Source organism: Halomonas denitrificans (assembly GCA_019800895.1).
Classification (GTDB): Bacteria; Pseudomonadota; Gammaproteobacteria; order Xanthomonadales; family Wenzhouxiangellaceae.
This window is the reverse complement of record JAHVKF010000003.1, coordinates 285383-302224: the sequence shown is the minus strand read 5'-3', so window position 1 is coordinate 302224 and position 16842 is coordinate 285383. Positions and strand designations below refer to the sequence as shown.

Annotated in this window: 17 protein-coding genes; 13 read left to right on the top strand and 4 right to left on the bottom strand. The window is 67.3% G+C overall.

What is annotated here, in order from left to right:
- The first annotated feature begins 38 nt into the window (after window positions 1–38).
- The 9 genes from nrdR to KUV67_09900 all read left to right on the top strand — a co-directional run bounded on the left by nrdR (window position 39) and on the right by KUV67_09900 (window position 7094).
- Entirely contained in the window at window positions 39–545 is a 507-nt protein-coding gene (gene nrdR / locus KUV67_09940) for a transcriptional regulator NrdR (protein MBY6205201.1), read from the top strand.
- A gap of 37 nt (window positions 546–582) precedes the next feature.
- On the top strand, window positions 583–1662 hold the full coding sequence (gene ribD / locus KUV67_09935) for a bifunctional diaminohydroxyphosphoribosylaminopyrimidine deaminase/5-amino-6-(5-phosphoribosylamino)uracil reductase RibD (GenBank protein MBY6205200.1): 1080 nt from the start codon (window positions 583–585) through the stop codon (window positions 1660–1662).
- A gap of 41 nt (window positions 1663–1703) precedes the next feature.
- Complete coding sequence (locus KUV67_09930; protein ID MBY6205199.1) at window positions 1704–2318, top strand: riboflavin synthase; 615 nt, start codon at window positions 1704–1706, stop codon at window positions 2316–2318.
- Window positions 2319–3458, top strand: a complete 1140-nt coding sequence (gene ribB, locus KUV67_09925) for a 3,4-dihydroxy-2-butanone-4-phosphate synthase (protein ID MBY6205198.1) — start codon at window positions 2319–2321, stop codon at window positions 3456–3458.
- Between the two features lie 28 nt (window positions 3459–3486).
- Window positions 3487–3993 (top strand): 6,7-dimethyl-8-ribityllumazine synthase, encoded by a 507-nt coding sequence (ribH, locus tag KUV67_09920; GenBank protein ID MBY6205197.1) that lies wholly within the window; start codon window positions 3487–3489, stop codon window positions 3991–3993.
- On the top strand, window positions 3983–4462 hold the full coding sequence (nusB, locus tag KUV67_09915) for a transcription antitermination factor NusB (protein ID MBY6205196.1): 480 nt from the start codon (window positions 3983–3985) through the stop codon (window positions 4460–4462). The genes ribH and nusB overlap by 11 nt, the downstream gene beginning before the upstream one ends.
- Window positions 4463–4589: 127 nt before the next feature.
- Window positions 4590–6020, top strand: coding sequence for an SLC13 family permease (locus KUV67_09910; protein ID MBY6205195.1), 1431 nt, complete (start codon window positions 4590–4592; stop codon window positions 6018–6020).
- Between the two features lie 115 nt (window positions 6021–6135).
- Entirely contained in the window at window positions 6136–6615 is a 480-nt protein-coding gene (locus KUV67_09905) for a hypothetical protein (protein ID MBY6205194.1), read from the top strand.
- 179 nt (window positions 6616–6794) lie between these two features.
- Window positions 6795–7094, top strand: coding sequence for a Rho termination factor N-terminal domain-containing protein (locus tag KUV67_09900; protein ID MBY6205193.1), 300 nt, complete (start codon window positions 6795–6797; stop codon window positions 7092–7094).
- Between the two features lie 92 nt (window positions 7095–7186).
- Here the strand turns inward: KUV67_09900 and KUV67_09895 are convergent, their stop codons facing one another.
- From KUV67_09895 to KUV67_09885, 3 genes are all read right to left on the bottom strand, one after another.
- On the bottom strand, window positions 7187–7525 hold the full coding sequence (locus tag KUV67_09895; GenBank protein MBY6205192.1) for a hypothetical protein: 339 nt from the start codon (window positions 7523–7525) through the stop codon (window positions 7187–7189).
- 595 nt (window positions 7526–8120) lie between these two features.
- Window positions 8121–9794 (bottom strand): hypothetical protein, encoded by a 1674-nt coding sequence (locus KUV67_09890; GenBank protein MBY6205191.1) that lies wholly within the window; start codon window positions 9792–9794, stop codon window positions 8121–8123.
- Between the two features lie 13 nt (window positions 9795–9807).
- Window positions 9808–12048: a hypothetical protein gene (locus KUV67_09885; protein ID MBY6205190.1), complete on the bottom strand. Its 2241-nt coding sequence runs from the start codon at window positions 12046–12048 to the stop codon at window positions 9808–9810.
- Window positions 12049–12290: 242 nt separating this feature from the next.
- Here KUV67_09885 and KUV67_09880 point away from each other — a divergent pair, with 242 nt between their 5' ends.
- Complete coding sequence (locus KUV67_09880) at window positions 12291–12530, top strand: hypothetical protein (protein ID MBY6205189.1); 240 nt, start codon at window positions 12291–12293, stop codon at window positions 12528–12530.
- 102 nt (window positions 12531–12632) lie between these two features.
- Here KUV67_09880 and KUV67_09875 read toward each other — a convergent pair whose 3' ends face one another.
- A complete protein-coding gene (locus KUV67_09875; protein MBY6205188.1) occupies window positions 12633–13868 on the bottom strand; it encodes an argininosuccinate synthase in 1236 nt (411 codons plus the stop codon).
- A 185-nt stretch (window positions 13869–14053) separates the two neighbouring features.
- Here KUV67_09875 and KUV67_09870 point away from each other — a divergent pair, with 185 nt between their 5' ends.
- The 3 genes from KUV67_09870 (at window position 14054) to KUV67_09860 (ending at window position 16675) form a co-directional block, all read left to right on the top strand.
- Window positions 14054–14878, top strand: a complete 825-nt coding sequence (locus KUV67_09870; GenBank protein ID MBY6205187.1) for a fasciclin domain-containing protein — start codon at window positions 14054–14056, stop codon at window positions 14876–14878.
- A gap of 388 nt (window positions 14879–15266) precedes the next feature.
- On the top strand, window positions 15267–15824 hold the full coding sequence (locus KUV67_09865) for a sigma-70 family RNA polymerase sigma factor (GenBank protein MBY6205186.1): 558 nt from the start codon (window positions 15267–15269) through the stop codon (window positions 15822–15824).
- Window positions 15821–16675, top strand: a complete 855-nt coding sequence (locus KUV67_09860; GenBank protein MBY6205185.1) for an anti-sigma factor — start codon at window positions 15821–15823, stop codon at window positions 16673–16675. The genes KUV67_09865 and KUV67_09860 overlap by 4 nt, the downstream gene beginning before the upstream one ends.
- Window positions 16676–16842 lie beyond the last annotated feature (167 nt).

Sequence of the window (16842 nt, the reverse complement as noted above, 5' to 3'; positions counted from 1 at the left end):
CAGGATTGTTTCGCTGATACGGGAGCAGCGGTCACGCCATGTGGTGTCCGTTCTGCAATCACACCGATACGCGCGTGGTCGATTCGCGCCTGACCTCCGACGGCTACCAGATCCGCCGGCGGCGTGAATGCGCGGACTGCGGCGCGCGGTTCAACACCTTCGAGGCGCCGGCGCTCAAGGCGCCCAACGTGATCAAGTCCAACGGCTCACGCGAGGCCTTCGACGAAGACAAGCTTCGCCGCGGCATCCAGCGCGCCCTTGAGAAGCGGCCGGTCGAGACCCAGCAGGTCGAGCGCGCGCTGCGCGACCTGCTGCGAAAGATCCGCACGCTCGAGGAGCCCGAGATTCCCAGCCAGGCGATCGGCGAATGGGTCGCTGCCGAACTGGCCAAGCTCGACCAGGTGGCCTACGTCCGCTTCGCGTCGGTCTACAAGCGCTTCGAAGACGTCCAGGCGTTCCGCGAAGAGATCGAGCGCCTCGAGCGCGAACATCCCGGCACGCTGGACACCCGTCAGATCTCGCTGCTCGGCCGACGGGATGACTGACCCGGAGCCCGGCTTCGACGCCACCGACCATCGCCACATGGCCGAAGCCCTGCGCCTGGCAGCGCGCGCCCTGTGGACCGCCCATCCGAACCCGCGGGTCGGCTGCGTGATCGCGCGCGGGGACGACGTGGTCGGGCGCGGTTGGCACGAGCGCGCCGGCCAGCCCCACGCCGAAGTCCACGCCCTCGCCGACGCAGGCGAACGGGCGCGCGGAGCGACCGCCTACGTCACCCTCGAACCCTGCAGCCACCAGGGTCGCACCCCGCCCTGCGCGGACGCGCTGATCGAGGCCGGCGTGGCGCGCGTGGTCGCGGCCCTCGTCGACCCGTTCCCCGACGTCGCCGGACGCGGCCTGGAACGGCTGGCCGCGGCCGGCATTCGGGTCGCGCGGGGCCTGATGGAGGGCGAGGCACGGGCGCTGAACCCGGGTTTCCTGTCCCGGATCGAGCGCGGACGGCCCTACGTGCGACTGAAACTGGCCGGCTCGCTCGACGGCCGTTCGAACGGCCCGGACGGGGCATCGAAGTGGATTACCGGCGACGCGGCACGCCGCGACGGCCACCGCTGGCGAGCGCGCGCGGATGCGATCCTGACCGGCATCGGCACCGTCGTCGCCGACGACCCGGCCATGAACGTCCGGCTCGAGGGGGTCGAGCCCTCCTCGCTTCCGCCGAAGCCCGTGGTGGTGCTCGACCCGCGGGGCCGTCTCCCGGCCAATGCGCGGCTGTTCGATACGGGCAATCCGGTCTGGCGGGTCGGCACGGGCACGGAAGTCGACGATTCCGCCACCTGCGAGCGCCTCGAGGTCGCTGCCGATCCGGCCGGGCGGGCCGATCTCGAGGACCTGCTCCGCGTACTCGCCGCACGGGACATCAACGAGCTTCACGTCGAGGCCGGGCCGACGCTGTCGGGAGCCCTGCTCTGCGCCGGCCTGGTCGACGAACTGCTGGTCTACCAGGCGCCGACGCTGGTCGGCAGCGGATCGCCGACAGCGGCTCTTCCGGGTGTGGAAAAACTCGCCGACCGCCTCCATCTCGTCCGGATCGACACGCGCGCGGTCGGCGACGACCTGCGCATCCGCCTGAGGCCCGCGGAGGCCTCGCGGACCAGCGGCTGATCCTTGCACCGGAAACCGACGAACCACGCAGGAAACGAACGATGTTCACCGGAATCATCCAGGCCCTGGGCCGGGTCAGGCAGCAGCATCCCAGCGGGGCCGGACGGCGTTTCGTGATCGAGGCCGACGCCATCGCCGGGTTCCGCCTGGCGGAGGGCGACAGCGTGGCGGTCAACGGCGTGTGCCTGACCGCGCTGGAACCGACCTCGACGACCTTCGCCGCCGACGTATCGAACGAGACCCTCGCGCTGACCACGCTGGACCGGCTCGATGCCGGCAGTCCGGTCAACCTGGAGCCGGCGCTGCGGGCCGGCGATCCGCTCGGCGGTCACCTGGTCTCGGGTCATGTCGATGGCCTGGCCACGCTGGTCCATGCCGAGGCGGACGGCGACAATCGCGTGATGCGCTTCGAGGCGCCGCCGACACTGTCGCGGTATATTGCGCACAAGGGGTCGGTGACGCTCGACGGCGTCAGCCTGACCGTCAACAAGGTGTCCGAAGACACCTTCGAGCTCAACCTGATTCCACATACGCTGGCGGTGACCACGCTGGGACGTCTTCAAGTCGGCGAGGCGGCCAATCTCGAGGTCGATCAACTCGCTCGCTACATGGAGCGCCTGCTCGAAACCCGCCCGCCCGAAGACGGAACCTCCTGAATGCAGTTCGATTCGATCGAGTCCATCCTGGAAGACATCAAGGCCGGCAAGATGGTCGTGATGCTCGACGACGAGGATCGCGAGAACGAGGGCGACCTGATCATGGCCGGCAGCCTGGTCAAGCCCGACGACATCAACTTCATGGCGCGCTACGGCCGCGGCCTGATCTGCCTGTCGCTGACCCGCGAACGCTGCCGCCAGCTGGGGCTCCAGTTGATGGTGCGCGACACGGACCGTCATCACCAGACCAATTTCACCGTGTCGATCGAGGCCGCCGAAGGCGTGACCACCGGCATCTCGGCCTACGACCGGGCCCACACCATTCGCACCGCGGTGCGCCCGGACGCCACGGCGGCGCACCTCAACCAACCCGGCCACGTCTTCCCGCTGATGGCCCAGCCGGGCGGCGTGCTGGCACGCGCAGGACACACGGAAGCCAGCCTGGACCTCGCCCTGCTGGCCGGGCTCGAGCCGGCCGGCGTGCTGGTCGAGATCCTCAATGAAGACGGCACCATGGCGCGCCGCCCGGAGCTCGAGACCTTCGTCCGCGAGCACGGCCTGAAGATCGGCACCGTGGCCGACCTGATCCGCTACCGGCTCGGCACCGAGCAGAACGTCGAATGCGTGCATCGGCAGACCGTCGGCACCGCCCACGGGCCGTTCGAACTGAAAGTGTTCCGCGACCGCATCCACGGCAAACTCCACTGGGCGCTGCAACGCGGCGCGATTTCTGCCGAAGAGCCCTTCCCGGTTCGCGTCCACGTGCCGGAACTGCTCGGCGATGTGATCGGGATCACCGACCCGGGCTTCGGCATGCCGCTGGACGCCGCCCTGGCCGACATCGCGCGACGCGGAAAGGGGCTCGCCCTGGTGCTGGGCTATGATGAATCCGACACGGACCGCCTGGCCGGATTGATGGGCGCAGGCGCCGAAGCCTCCTCCGACAACAAGGCCGGCGAGGAGACCGGCGGCAAGGACCGCGCCGCGAGCGAGCTTCGCAACTACGGCATCGCCGCTCAGATCATTGCCGAGCTCGGCATCCGCAGGATGCAGGTGTTCGGCGCGCCGAAACGCCTGCATGCGCTCGACGGCTTCGGCCTGGAGATCACCGAGTACGTCGTCCCGGAAGATACCGAATGACGACCCTCCGACGAGAATCCACACAACGATGAACCGGATCGACCCGAACCACGACGGCCAGGGCCTTCGCATCGCGATCGTCGCGGCCCGTTTCAACGAAGAGATCGTCGACCTGCTGATCGACGGCTGCCTGGCCGCGCTCCGCGAGCACGGCGTCGACGACGACGACATCACGCTCGTGCGTGCGCCCGGGGCCTGGGAACTGCCGCTGGCCTGCGCTCACCTGGCCGCGTCCGACGAGTTCAACGCGGTCATTGCGCTCGGCGCCGTAGTCCGCGGCGAGACCGCTCACTTCGACTTCATCAGCGCCGAATGCGCGCGCGGACTCGGCGACGTCGCCCTGGTCACCGGCGTCCCGGTCGCCTTCGGCGTGCTCACGCCCGAAAACGGCGATCAGGCGCGCGACCGCGCGGATCCCGCGCGCAAGAACAAGGGCCGCGAAGCCGCGCTGGCCGCGCTGGAAATGGCCAACCTGGCCGGCATGATCGGCATCGACGCATCCGACGACGACGAGGCGGACGGCGATGGCGGGTAAACGGCGCAAGCAAAGTCCCTACGAGCCGCGCAGGCGCGCACGTCGCCGCGCGCTGCAGGCGCTGTACCAGTGGCAGCTCAACGACGACTCGGCCCACAGCATCATCCAGCAGTTCGTCGAAGAGCAGAACTTCGAGGGCGTCGACAAGGACTACTTCGAACAGCTCGTCCAGGAAGTGATCGCCCAGGGCGACGATCTCGACGAGAAGCTCCGACCACACATCACCCGCATGGACGTCAACCTCGACCAGATGGAGCGGGTGATCCTGCGCATCGGTGCCGCGGAACTGGTCAATCACATCGAGATTCCCTATCGGGTCGTGCTCGACGAAGCCGTCGAACTCGCGCACCGCTTCGGCGCCGAACAGGGCCACACCTTCGTCAACGGCGTGCTCGACCGCCTTGCGCGTGAAACGCGGCCGATCGAGCACGGCCTCGAACAGGAAGGACAGCAAGGGCAGCAGCAGTAAGCCCGGTGGAGCGAGAGGATCGGCCTGCGACCACCGAGGCGGCGGATTCCGGACCGCCTCCTGTTCGCAATCGACCCGCCGCATCGATTCGGCTACCCTCGGACGCTGACGTTTCCGGGCCAACGCCGTGACCGAACGCACGAACCCGCCACCGCCGACCCGGCTGACTCCCTTCTTCCTGGCGCTCGGACCGTTCGCGGCGCTGTCCGTCGGCGCGCTGGGCATCACGTCATGGGAGCTCGAAACGCCGGCAGCCGTCGTCGCAGCGGTGACCGCCTGGTGCGCCGTGTGGTGGCTGACCGAGCCGGTACCCATCCCGGTGACCTCGCTCCTTCCGATGGCGCTGCTGCCGTTGGGCGGCGCGCTGACCCCGACCCACGTCGCGCAGAGCTACGGATCGCCGCTGATCCTGCTGTTGCTCGGAGGCTTCATGCTGTCCGGCGCGCTGGCGAAGTCCGGTGCCCACCGGCGCCTGGCACTGGTCATGATCCACGCCTGCGCGCGCCTCGGCCAGCGCGGCCTCGTACTCGGCTTCATGCTGGCCGCCGCCTTCCTCTCGATGTGGATTTCCAATACCGCGACCACGCTGATGCTGCTTCCGGTGGCGCTGGCCGTGCTGGAGGACAGGCGATTCGTACCGCTGACCGTTCCGCTGCTGCTCGGGATCGCCTACTCGGCGAGTCTCGGGGGCACCGGCACACCGATCGGAACCCCACCGAACCTGGTCTACATGCAGGTGGTACAGGACCGGTTCGGTACCACGACCTCGTTTCCGCTGTGGATGAGCTGGGGCGTGCCCGTGGTCGCCCTGGTCCTGCCGCTGATGTTCCTTTGGTTGACGCGGCGGGTCGAACGCGGGCCCCTGCCCGAGCTCGAACGCCCCGGCGCGTGGAGCGTGCCGGAACTCCGCGTGATGACCGTGTTCGCCGTCACCGCACTGCTCTGGATGACCCGCACGGCGCCGTTCGGCGGCTGGCAGGCCGCGCTGAACCTGCCCTACGCCAACGACGCTGCCGTGGCCATGCTGGCCGTGGTGGCGCTGTGCTGCCTGCCCAGCGGGCGACGCGACGGCGACGGCCGGCCCACGGGAGACCGGTTGCTCGACTGGGAAACCGCCGGAAGCATTCCGTGGGGCGTCCTGATCCTGTTCGCCGGCGGCATCACGATCGCGCGGGGCTTCATCGAGACCGGGCTGAGCGACGCGGTCGCGACCCAGTTGACCACGCTGGCCAGCCTCCCGCCCTGGCTGATGGTCCTGTTCATCGCACTCGGCGTCACCTTTCTGACCGAGATGACCAGCAACACGGCGACCAGTTCCCTCCTGATGCCGGTGCTCGCAGCCACCGCGGTCGCTTCCGGGGTCGCGCCCGAACTGTTGATGGTGCCGGCCGCAATCAGTGCAAGCTGCGCGTTCATGCTGCCGGTCGCCACCGCACCGAATGCCGTGATCTACGGCTCCGGGCGGGTGCCGATCCGGACCATGGCGGCAGAAGGCCTGGTAATCAACCTGATCGCGGCGACCGCGATCACTGCGGTGGTGATGGTCCGGTTCGGCTGACGGGCCTCGAGCCACGCCTGCGCTCCGCGCACACCATGGCGCGCCTGCAGGCGGCTTCGCGTAACCAGGAACAGGCATCCCTGCCCTCGATTCCCGAACCGTGCGAGAAATTCCGATGATCGACTCACGACGTGCTGCACTCCTGCTCCTTTCCATCGGCGTCACCGCCTCCGCCACCGCCTACGCGGACGACGGGCTGCGGGACCGCTACGTCGCCGCCAGCCAGCAGATCGGCGAGACCATGCTCGACGTCATCGAGGACTGCGCACCCGACCTCGATACCAGCGGCATCGATTTCGAATACACCGAACGCATGGTCGCTTCCGTCGAATGCGTGGTCGAGACCCATATCGAGCGCTTCGGCCGGGCCGAGACCGTAGCGCTGGTCGAGGAGGTCGAGGCGATGGCCGACCGCACGTTTTCCTCGCTGCAGGAGATGGCCACCCTGCAGCAGGACTATCCACGCCTGTCGGATCCGGCCATGCTGGAGATCAACCAGGATTGCGGCACCGTAGAGGCCTCGCAGGACCTGCCCTTGAGCGCGCTGATGCAGGACAACATGGCGAAGCTCGCCGGCTGCTTCTCCGCGCCGTAGCCGGTACTCGCCGCCGCAGGTGCATTTCTTTCCTGCCGGGCCGGCTCGAAGATCGTCCGTCCGGGTCGTCACACAAGGCATCGGAGGCGCGCCGCACTGTTTAACGCAGGTTATTTCGAATCCGCGTTCGATTCTTCAGGATTCCGAAGGACATACGACGTACGAGAGAGGCCGATCCCATGCCTTCGGAATGGAGCGACAAGGACGAACGTCAGTACGAAGAAATCAAGAAGGACAAGATGCAGCGCGGCACGGATGAAGATCGCGCCGAGGAGATCGCCGCCCGCACGGTCAACAAGCGCAGGAGAAAGGAAGGCCGCACGGAGAACGAAACCACGAAGGGTTCGGGCAATCCGAACACGCGCCTCGAAGACCGTACGAAGGACGAGCTCGACCAGCGCGCGCAGGAGCTGGACATCGAGGGTCGCAGCAAGATGAACAAGGACGAGCTGATCTCGGCGATCCGCCAGCGGCAATGATTGCCGGCCGGTGCGCGATCGATCCCGCGATCGATCCCGCGCGGGCAGCAGCGGTGTTCAGTCATCAACTCCCTTTCAGCGAGGGGGAGACCTCAGCGGGCGCTCCAGCGCCTGAACTCGACGCGCGTCCCGTCGGGACGTTCGCGAATCCAGTCGGTGAAGCGCGCGATGTCCGGATGCGCGGCCAACGCCTCGACGGTGTTGTAGTCGCGCTCGAGGGACTTGTTGTCCAGCGTGGCGTGGACGTTCGAATGGCAGGGCCTGCACAACAGGGCCAGCCGGTGCTTGACCTCTGCGCGGTCGAAGTCGCGCTTGTTGCGGCGGTTGCTGTGTCGCGTGCGGGGGATCAGGTGGTGGCGGGTCAGTTCGCGGACATGGCGCTCACACAGTTCGCACCGCCCGCCGCCCCGGATTCGGCGTCCATCGGTCATGGAAGGATGATGCGTCGATCCGCGCAGACAGGGCGTCAAGGAATCAACGCTTGAAGCCCTCGGGTCGACCGCCCTGGAACGGAGAACACGGCACCTTCGGGGCGAGGGATCCGCGCGCCGTTCCCATTGCAGGGCACCTGCGCACATAACAAAACCCCGGTCTTCTGGAACCGGGGCTTGTCCGCGGATAATTTGAGATTGGAGCGCTAGCGCTGGTCTCCTGATGCTCGACAAACATGGCTCCTGCGAGCAGTGTCCAAGCTTGCCGCCAGATCTCGATGGATCGAGCCTTCTAGCGCCGCTTCACCCTTGTGAGGCTTCCGCGTCGAGTTCAGTTGTACGCCTGTGGAGCGGGGCTGTCAACGGTTTTCCGAAGAAAATTTCGAATTATTTTCATAACTTTCAACATCTTGCGGACTTGCTCCGCTTTTTTGAAATCCCGGTCAAGAAGGTGCTGCAGGTCGTTGATTTGCGCTAGCGCCAACAGCCCGGAAGCGCAAGGTGAGTTGCCCTTCGTCAGCGGCGCCCGCCCGACCGCCGCCGAAGGTCGTCGATTCCCTGGCGCTCGGTCGCCAGTGCAGGATCGCTGCCGGCTTCAGTCCGACCCGTCCGGCAGGCGGATTCGATCGGCGTCGATGGAGTAGGTGTCGCAGATCGCAGCGATGCGATCGGTCAGCGCCAGGAACCGCGCTCGGCTGCAGACGCCGGGGGCCGCGAACAACGAGTCGAACCACGTGCTGTCCATGAACCAGCGCTCCGGATCACGAATCGTCGACAGCGACAGGTACTGGAACTCGTAGGCAACCCGCAGCAGGTGGGTCAGGGCCTGCTCCGGTGCGTAGTCGAGCAGCCGCGCGCCGACGTTGTTGCGCACGTAGGTGTCCATCTCGTCGGCGCTCAGGTAGTGCCGCGCCAGCAGGTTGGCCATGTAGTCGTCGATCCGCCTGAGCAGGCCGGCCAGCATCGTCTCGCCCGGGCTCCGATCGGCATCCCCGGCGCGCCCGAGGGCCCCGGTCAGCGGACGATGCAGCCCGGCGGGCAACGCGTCCACGAGCTGGTCGAGCGATTCGACCAGTGCACGCTCCCGGGCCTTGCGTTCTTCGACCCGTTCCGGATCGACCCGGACCCAGCCCGACTCGGCCGCCTGGTGGCCCCACTCGTGCACCGTCCGTGCAGCGAGCATCCATCGCTCGTAGGGCGGGCTGGCGTGGCGCAGGCGTTCCGGGTCGTCGGTCAGGGAATAGGCGATGCGAAGCGTATCGCCGTGGATGTAGCTCAGCCCGCCCGCGGTCATCCAGCTCGCCGGCCGGGCCAGGGCAGCGGGATCGGCGAGGCTGTCGAGAAACGCCCGGCTCCGGCGATCGATCACCTCGAGGTCGGCCAGGATGGACGCTTCCGCTTCGGGCGTCGCTCCGGCGAGTACGGACGCCAGGGTCGGGCTGCCCGTGCCGGCCGCGCGCCAGAGCACTTCGCCCTGCTCGCCCGTGACCACCAGATGCGGATTCTCGTCATCCAGCCAGTCGACCAGGGACCGGCCCGCTCGGGCCGCGGGCCGTCGTACCGTGTTTCGATGCGCCGCGACCACCGCCTCGATCGCCTGCATCCAGTCCCGCTGCAGACGCTCCAGAACCTGCTGCTGGCCCGCATCGGCGATCAGGCCGTTGGCCAGGCGCTGCGCGCCGGATACGGCCACCGTCGGCCGCCGGAACACTTCGTGATGCATCGTTCGCAGCTCGGGCAGTGCGTCGGCCAACGCACGGTAGCCGGCCGCGTCCGGCCGGGCGCTCTTCCGGCAACCGTCGATGAAATCCGCGAGCTGGTCGTCATCGAGGATCAGGAGGTACGGAAGGTTGGTCAGGAGGCTGGCGCCGATCTGCTGCTGGAGAACCTGGCGCTCGGCCTGGAACAGCAGGAAGATCGAGAATTCCAGGCTGGAGGTATCCGGGGCGACGTCCTCCCGATAGAGCAGCCAGCTGCTGGCGTGGAAGGGCTGGAAGTAGGGTCGCGTCCGGACCCCGTCGGTGACCAGGCAGAGGTGCTGGACCCGGGGTGGAAACCACTGGCGCGAAGCGCGTCCGAGCTTGGCGGCCCGTTCGCAGTACTTGCGGATCATCGTATCGATCCGCTCGCACTCCGTGTTCGAAAGCAGGCCGCGCGCAGCATAGGCTTCGGCCGCCACGGGATCGAGACCGTCCGCGGACAGCACGTCGATGGGCACGACCAGCATCCCCGGCTGGGCCGCGCAGTAATCGAGCAATGCGTCCATCATCACCGCATCGGACTCAGCGCTCGTGCAGGAGGTCGATCGCCCGCTCCAGCACGACATCGCGTTCTGCCTGGAGATCGCTCCGCGTCGGACCGACGGCCACGTCGGGCTCGATGCCCTGCGCGTGGAATGGCGAGCCGTCGGGCCCCAGCACGCGCATGCCGGTGAAGGAGGCCGTGAAGCCGCCGGGCAGCACGAGCGGGATGACATTGCCGTTGGCGCCCGCGGTCGGCGCACCGACGATCGGACCGATGCCGTGGCGCTTGATCACGCCGACCAGGGACTCGGCGTAGCTCAATGCGCGGTGATCGGCCAGGAAGACCGTCGGCGTGTTCACTCGCGGCTCGGCAACCGGAAGGGCGAACTGGTCCTGGATCGAGGCAACGAGGTCGCCATCGGGTGCACGGGCCAGAAGAACCTGGAGCCATGCGGTCCAGTCATCGGGCGCATCGAGGAAATGGCCGAGGAACTCTGCCGGCACGAACGTCGGGTTCGGGTACCCGCGCAGGTCGAACACGATGCCCTCGGCGTCCATCAAGCGCGGAATCAGCGACGCGACCCCCTCCTGCCGGATCGCGGGCAGGAAGACGTGGACGATGCCTTCGCCGAGCTCGCGGAGGACCGGGTAGTCGATCGACCGCACGGGACCCGGAGCCGAAAACTCCAGCGTCGCATCGAAGCGAGAGCCGTCGCGCTCGAGGCTCAACATCCGCTGTTCGCCGGCCGGGCCGAGCAGCAGATCCTCGATCGCGCGAAAGGTCCGCCACTGCAGCGAGCCGCTCTCGTGGACCAGGGCCCGGGCCATCCAGGTTTCGATCGCTTCTCCGTCCACGCCCAGCACGAGGTCGCCCGGACGGACTGCTTGCGACTCGTTCGACACGGCGACCACCAGCCCCTCGGGAACCCGCTCGACGGCCAGCGGAAGGAAGGCCTGCGGCGCCTCGGCCGCCGGGTCGGTTTCATACACGCTGACGTGTCCATCGTCGATATGGTGCAGCAGGCGCTGAAGCAGCCGGAGATGGTGGTCCCGATCTTCGACCGCGCGTGACTCGATCAGCGCCGCTCTCAACGCCTGCGGCCAGTCGTCCAGCATGGAACGGTACGGATAGAAATGCTGCATGACGCCCCAGGTAGCGGCCACGTCCAGCTTCGCCTGCTCCGACGGCGACAGGCGATCGACGGCGCCGCCCGGATAGCGCTGCCACAAGCGTTCGCGGTCCCGGGCCTCGAGCTCGGCAATCTCCGGACACAGGGCAAGAGGAACGCGAAGGAACGAGCCGTCGACCAGCTCGACGGTCCAATCGACCGGCGCGCCGTCCTGCAGTTCCTGCACGATCTCGGACTCCGGTTCGTCGGCCGGCGCGATCGTCACGCGAATGGCGATTCCATCCTCGCGCTGCACGACCTGGTGGACATGACGCTGCGAATCGGACGTTACCCTCCAGGTGCCCGGATCCTCGATCAGGGACTCGCCGACGGGCTGATCGGCCTGCTCATCGAACACGCGCAGCTGCAATTGATCGAACTCGGCGGGGACGGTGCCGTAGACGACGGTCCCGAAATGCACGTCCACGGCGCGATCGGGTATCGGAACGACCAGGCCCTTGGCCGACCATTCCGGGCCGGTGACGGGTCGATCGTACATGTTGTCGTAGAACAGCTGCTCCCGATCGGGTCCATCGACGCGGATCCACAGCACACCCTCGCCCCCGGCGGGCATCCGGATCCGCCCCGTGTAGGCCAGCTCCTTTCCGCGCAAGGGGGCGGCATCGATCCACTTGGTGAACACGACGTGGTCGTAGGGGTGGCCGCCGGTCTCGTGGCCGCTGCGTCGGCTCCGGTATACGCGGGCCAGGGGAACGGCCGGATCGGCGGTGACGCCCTCGTGCACCCAGCGAACGGGTCGCTCCCCATCCCGGCAGGCGCCCACCGTTCGCTGCGTCGACGCATCGTCCGCTGCAACGCGCGCGATATCGCGCCCGATCGGCGCCAACCAGCGCCTGAGAGAACGTGCGAATTCCTCGTCGGTGGTGTCCGCCGCGGCCAGTTCGAACCCTCGATGGAGGACGTGGTTCCAGTCGACACGCGTCACGGCTTCGTGGGGGTGGAAGTAACGTACGACGCCTACGGCACGAACGACATCGATCTCGCGATCGACGATCGGCGCCTGCTGATCTTCGCTGCTCGCGAAGGCCGCTCCGGCGAGGACGACGAACACCGATGTGATGAAGCAACGATTTCGATTGCAACGCGCCATGGCCAACTCCCTGATGCCGATCCAGCCCCTGGAGCGAGAGTAGCCAAGTGCCGGACGAAGGTCCAGCGCCGGAAGCGCGTGCGAGTTGCTTGTCGTGCGGGCGACACGGCGGATGCGGTCTCGGACGTTTCTTCCCGACCGCGACATCCTTTTTGACAGAACGCCCGGCCTGGTATAGCGTTTGCGGCGCCCGATGCCGTTCTCGGCCCAGGCGAACATGTCGACCTTCTCGCGAGCATGCCATGAACCCGCAATCCCGAACCCCCTGGATCCGGTCAGCCGGCCGACGCATTGCAGTGACCGCATCGCTGATCGTGATCGTGACGCTGGCGTGGGTCGTCCTGCTGTTCCGGACCGACCTCCCGCTGCTGGCCATGATCGGAATCGGAGTGGTGAGCCTGCTGCTTCTTTCTGTCGCTGTGGCCTGGGCCGCGATGGCCGTCCCGCGGCGTCCGCGTTCGGACGACGACTCGACTTCGTAGCCGGCTCGCCGACGCAGCGCGCGCACCCGTAGCTGCATCTGACCGGCAATCGCGACAAGGACCGCGACGCCGTTCGCGATCGCCGGTCCTGCCGTGCTGCCGTCAGTCGTCCTCGCTCTGCTCCAGGATCAGTCGATGCGCGGTCAGGCGAATGGCGTTGATGCGGATGAAGCCGCGGGCGTCTTCCTGATCGTAGCCACCGGCCACGTCCATCGAACTCATGTCCGCGTCGTAGAGCGAACTCGGGCTCGACCGGCCCTCGACGATGACGTTCCCCTTGAACAGGCTCAGGCGCACTTCTCCGTCGATCAGCTCCGAGGACTTGCGGAACGCCGCCTCGATGAAATCCATCTCCGGGGAAAACCAGAAGCCGTTGTAGATGATCTCGGCGAAGCGCGGCGAGAGCATGTCGCGCAGGCGGCGCACCTCGCGATCCATCGCGATGCCCTCGAGGTCGCGTAGTGCAGCATGCAGGATCGTTCCACCGGGTGTTTCGTACACGCCCCGGGACTTGATGCCGACAAAGCGGTTCTCGACGATGTCGATGCGACCGATGCCGTGTCGGCCGCCGAGGTCGTTCAAGTACGTCAGCAGGTCGACCGGGTCTTCGATCCGGGTGCCGTCGCCGAGATGCTCCACCCCCGTCGGCATCGCATCCTTGAACCGGATCACGATGCGCTCCGGTTCGTCCGGTGTGTCCTTCAGCGCGCGGGTCAGCTTGTACATGTCTTCGGGCGCTGTGGCATCGGGGTCTTCGAGGAGACCGGCCTCGTAGGAGCGATGCATCACGTTCTCGTCGCTGGAATACGGCTTCTCCGCCGTCGCCTCGACCGGAATGTCGTGCTCGGCGGCGAAGGCCAGCAGGTCGCGGCGTCCCTGGAAACGCGCAAGGAAGTCCGGGTCCTTCCACGGCGCGATGATCTCGAGATCCGGCGCGAGGGCGGCGAAGGCCAGTTCGAAGCGGACCTGGTCGTTGCCCTTGCCGGTCGCGCCGTGGGCCACGGCCGTTGCGCCCACCTTGCGCGCGATTTCCACGTGGCGCTTGGCGATCACGGGACGCGCCAGTGCCGTTCCGAGCAGGTAGCGATGTTCGTAGACCGCCTTGCCGGCGATCGCCGGCCAGATGAAGTCGGTGACGAACTCGTGCTGCAGGTCCTCGACGAATACTTCGCTCGCCCCCGTGGCGCGGGCGCGGCGCTCGATGTCGTCGAAATCCTCGAGCTGGCCGACATTGGCAACGTAGGCCACGACCTCGTGGCCCTGCTGGATCAGGGTCTTGAGGATGCAGGCCGTGTCCAGGCCACCGCTGTAGGCGAGTACGACTTTCTTGTGGGTCATGGGCGCAGGTGCTTTAGGAATCGCCTACAGGATAGGACAGTCCTGCCAACGGCGTCGGAACGCCAGCTTACCTATTCGGAAAAATTTCCGATTTCTGCATCCATATCGGGCCGGCCGGCGAATATCAGTCCGAACGCGCAATTCGGCGCGTCGCTTTCTGCCCCGAACGCAACGAGGACATCGTCATGAAACTCATCGTCAAGCTTCTGTTCCTGTTTTCGCTTCCGATCGCACTGGCCGGTCTGACCCAGGAGACCGCGCACGCGGGTCACCACGGTGAATGCGGCAACATCGTCGAAACCGCCGCCGACGCCGGCCAGTTCGAAACGCTGCTGGCTGCGGCCACCGCGGCCGGACTGGCTCCTGCCCTGTCCGATGACGGGCCCTTCACGGTCTTCGCCCCGACCGACGAAGCCTTCGGCACGCTGCCGGCCGGCACGGTCGAGACGCTGCTGAAGCCGGAGAACAAGGACCGGCTCGCCAACATCCTGAAGTTCCACGTCGTGTCCGGACGCGTCGGCAGCGATGCGCTGGAGGACGGCGCGACGCTCGATACGCTGGCCGGTCCGCGCGTCACGTTCACCGCAACGGAACAGGGCTTCTCGATCGAAGGTGCACGGATCGTCGCCACCGACATCGACGCATCGAACGGCATCGTGCACGTCATCGACCGCGTGATCCTGCCGCCGGAGACCATGAACGAGTCCATGAGCCGCGAAGACGCCGCTCGCTCGATCGACCGGGCCATCGCACGGGGTGTGCCGATGTTCAACCACGGCAACCCGACCGGCACGGTCCGCGTCTACGACAACGCGGTGCGCGCGGTCCTCGCCTCGGCCCCGCTGAGCACCAGCGAACGCAATCGGCTCGAGCGCGCGCTGCGTGCGAGCGATCATTCCGGGTCCGCCCGAGACAGTGCCTGGCAGCTGCGCTACGCCATGGACGACGTTCGCGAATCGCTGCGTCGTTCGAGTGATATGGTGGCCAGCGCTGCATCGATGCGTCGTTGAGTACGGCGTCGCCGATCGAAGCCTGCGGCGTCCGGGACCTCCCGGCCGCCGCCTCTTCGTTCCTGGCCGCGCCACGATCGATTTCTCCGGCTAGTGGGCCATGCGGCCAATTGGGTAACACTCAGCCGTCGCACCAGCGTCGTGTGCAAGGCGCGCGAGTGCAGGCGTCCTTGCCGGGCCGTCGAGCGAGTGGAACGCAGTACACGGCGCTGGTGCGGCGGCCCTTCGGGAGTCACTGTGCCGGCACGACTCGGCGTTGCGTTTCTTGGCAAGGGAGCGGCCATTCCCTTCGAAACGCGCCTTGAGTCGCACCGGCAAAGTGGCTCTGAGCGTTACCCAATTCGCCGCATGGCACACTAAACGGACAACCAATGACGGCCCGCACCGCATGAACCCGGACGGACAGCTCCTGCAACGCATCGCCGACGGCGATCGGTCCGCCGTGTCCGAATGCATCGATCGCTATTCCGGCCTGGTGTGGTCCCTGGCCCGGCGATTCATCGCTATCGAGGCCGACGCCGAGGAAGCGGTCCAGGACGTGTTCATGGAGCTCTGGTCGAAGGCCGACCGCTTCGACCCGGACAAGGCGGCCGAAGCCACCTTCGTGTCGATGGTCGCGCGTCGGCGGCTGATCGACCGGGGACGCAAGGAGAGCCGGCTGCCCGATCGGCAACCGCTGGCCGACCTCGAGCAGCAGCTGAGCAAGGACGGCCATGCCGCGATCGAAGCCAGCGTCGAGTCCGAGCGTGTGCTGCAGGCCATCGATCGGATGGAGCCGGACCAGCGTAGGGTGCTTCGCATGGCGACCTGGCTGGGCATGACGCATGCCGCCATCGCCGAGGAAACCGACTTGCCGCTGGGCACGGTCAAGAGCCACCTGCGGCGCGGCCTGATACGAATACGAGAGCAACTGGGCATCGCTCCTGCCGATGGAGCCGGATCATGAACAGCAAACCGATGAACGAAGAACTCCTGAACCTGTTGAGCGATCGCGCCCTGGGCGAGCTCTCTCCGGCCGACGACGAACGGCTCGACAAGCTGCTCGAAGCGGCCGTGCTGACCGACGAGGACGAGATCGAGCTCGCTGTCGCGGCGGCCATGAACGCATTCGCGGTCGCGGAGACGAGCGGCACGGAGACGACCAGCGGTGAAGCGCCGCCGGCATCGCTCGGCAAGAAGCTGCGCGCGGACGCCGATCGTTACTTCGAACCCGAGCCCGCGGTCTCCACGGTGAGCCGTCTCGACGAGGCGCGCGCCAGGCATACGAAGAACCACGATCGCGCTGCCAGTCGCAGCTGGACGGCGGGCATCGGTTGGGCCGTGGCCGCCATGCTTGCGGTGGTGGTCCTGGTCACCCTGCCGCAGGACCCGGTCCCGGACGGCGTCGAACCGGTCGTCGATGCCGCCGCTGCCCGATCGACCCTGATGGCCGAAGCCGGTTCCACCGTGATCGAATGGGGCCGCTCCGACATCCCGGCCTACAACAGCGTCACCGGCGACGTCGTCTGGAACGACGAGCGCCAGGAAGGCTACCTGCGCCTGGTCGGCATGCCGAGAAACGATCCTGCCATCGCCCAGTACCAGCTCTGGATCGTCGACCCCGATCGGGATGCCAACCCCGTCGACGGCGGCGTGTTCGACATCCCGGCGGGCGCTGACGAGATCATCATTCCGATCGACGCCAAGCTGGACGTATCGCAACCGGCTGCGTTCGCGATCACCCGCGAACAACCCGGCGGCGTGGTGGTGTCCGACGGGCCGCTGCTGATCGTGGCGGCGGTGGACGAAGTCGGCTGAGGAGCGGATGGAGCCGGACCGCTGGCCGCGAACCGCGGACCAGCCCGATCGTTCGACGCTCTCGCACCGGGTCGCTCGGCCCGCTCACCACTTCGTCGATACCGTTCCGGTGGCCGGGCACGGTGCGGAGGCCGACCGGGCGCCTAGCGCGGTTCAATGACCTAGCG

Excerpts from the sequence above, each read along its gene's own strand:
- KUV67_09890 (MBY6205191.1), bottom strand. The coding sequence starts at position 9,794 with ATGATGGACGCATTGCTCGATTACTGCGCGGCCCAGCCGGGGATGCTG.
- KUV67_09895 (MBY6205192.1), bottom strand. The coding sequence starts at position 7,525 with ATGACCGATGGACGCCGAATCCGGGGCGGCGGGCGGTGCGAACTGTGT.
- KUV67_09865 (MBY6205186.1), top strand. The coding sequence starts at position 15,267 with ATGAACCCGGACGGACAGCTCCTGCAACGCATCGCCGACGGCGATCGG.
- KUV67_09900 (MBY6205193.1), top strand. The coding sequence starts at position 6,795 with ATGCCTTCGGAATGGAGCGACAAGGACGAACGTCAGTACGAAGAAATC.
- ribB (MBY6205198.1), top strand. The coding sequence starts at position 2,319 with ATGCAGTTCGATTCGATCGAGTCCATCCTGGAAGACATCAAGGCCGGC.
- nrdR (MBY6205201.1), top strand. The coding sequence starts at position 39 with ATGTGGTGTCCGTTCTGCAATCACACCGATACGCGCGTGGTCGATTCG.
- ribH (MBY6205197.1), top strand. The coding sequence starts at position 3,487 with ATGAACCGGATCGACCCGAACCACGACGGCCAGGGCCTTCGCATCGCG.
- KUV67_09885 (MBY6205190.1), bottom strand. The coding sequence starts at position 12,048 with ATGGCGCGTTGCAATCGAAATCGTTGCTTCATCACATCGGTGTTCGTC.
- KUV67_09870 (MBY6205187.1), top strand. The coding sequence starts at position 14,054 with ATGAAACTCATCGTCAAGCTTCTGTTCCTGTTTTCGCTTCCGATCGCA.
- KUV67_09880 (MBY6205189.1), top strand. The coding sequence starts at position 12,291 with ATGAACCCGCAATCCCGAACCCCCTGGATCCGGTCAGCCGGCCGACGC.
- nusB (MBY6205196.1), top strand. The coding sequence starts at position 3,983 with ATGGCGGGTAAACGGCGCAAGCAAAGTCCCTACGAGCCGCGCAGGCGC.
- KUV67_09860 (MBY6205185.1), top strand. The coding sequence starts at position 15,821 with ATGAACAGCAAACCGATGAACGAAGAACTCCTGAACCTGTTGAGCGAT.
- KUV67_09905 (MBY6205194.1), top strand. The coding sequence starts at position 6,136 with ATGATCGACTCACGACGTGCTGCACTCCTGCTCCTTTCCATCGGCGTC.
- KUV67_09930 (MBY6205199.1), top strand. The coding sequence starts at position 1,704 with ATGTTCACCGGAATCATCCAGGCCCTGGGCCGGGTCAGGCAGCAGCAT.
- ribD (MBY6205200.1), top strand. The coding sequence starts at position 583 with ATGGCCGAAGCCCTGCGCCTGGCAGCGCGCGCCCTGTGGACCGCCCAT.
- KUV67_09875 (MBY6205188.1), bottom strand. The coding sequence starts at position 13,868 with ATGACCCACAAGAAAGTCGTACTCGCCTACAGCGGTGGCCTGGACACG.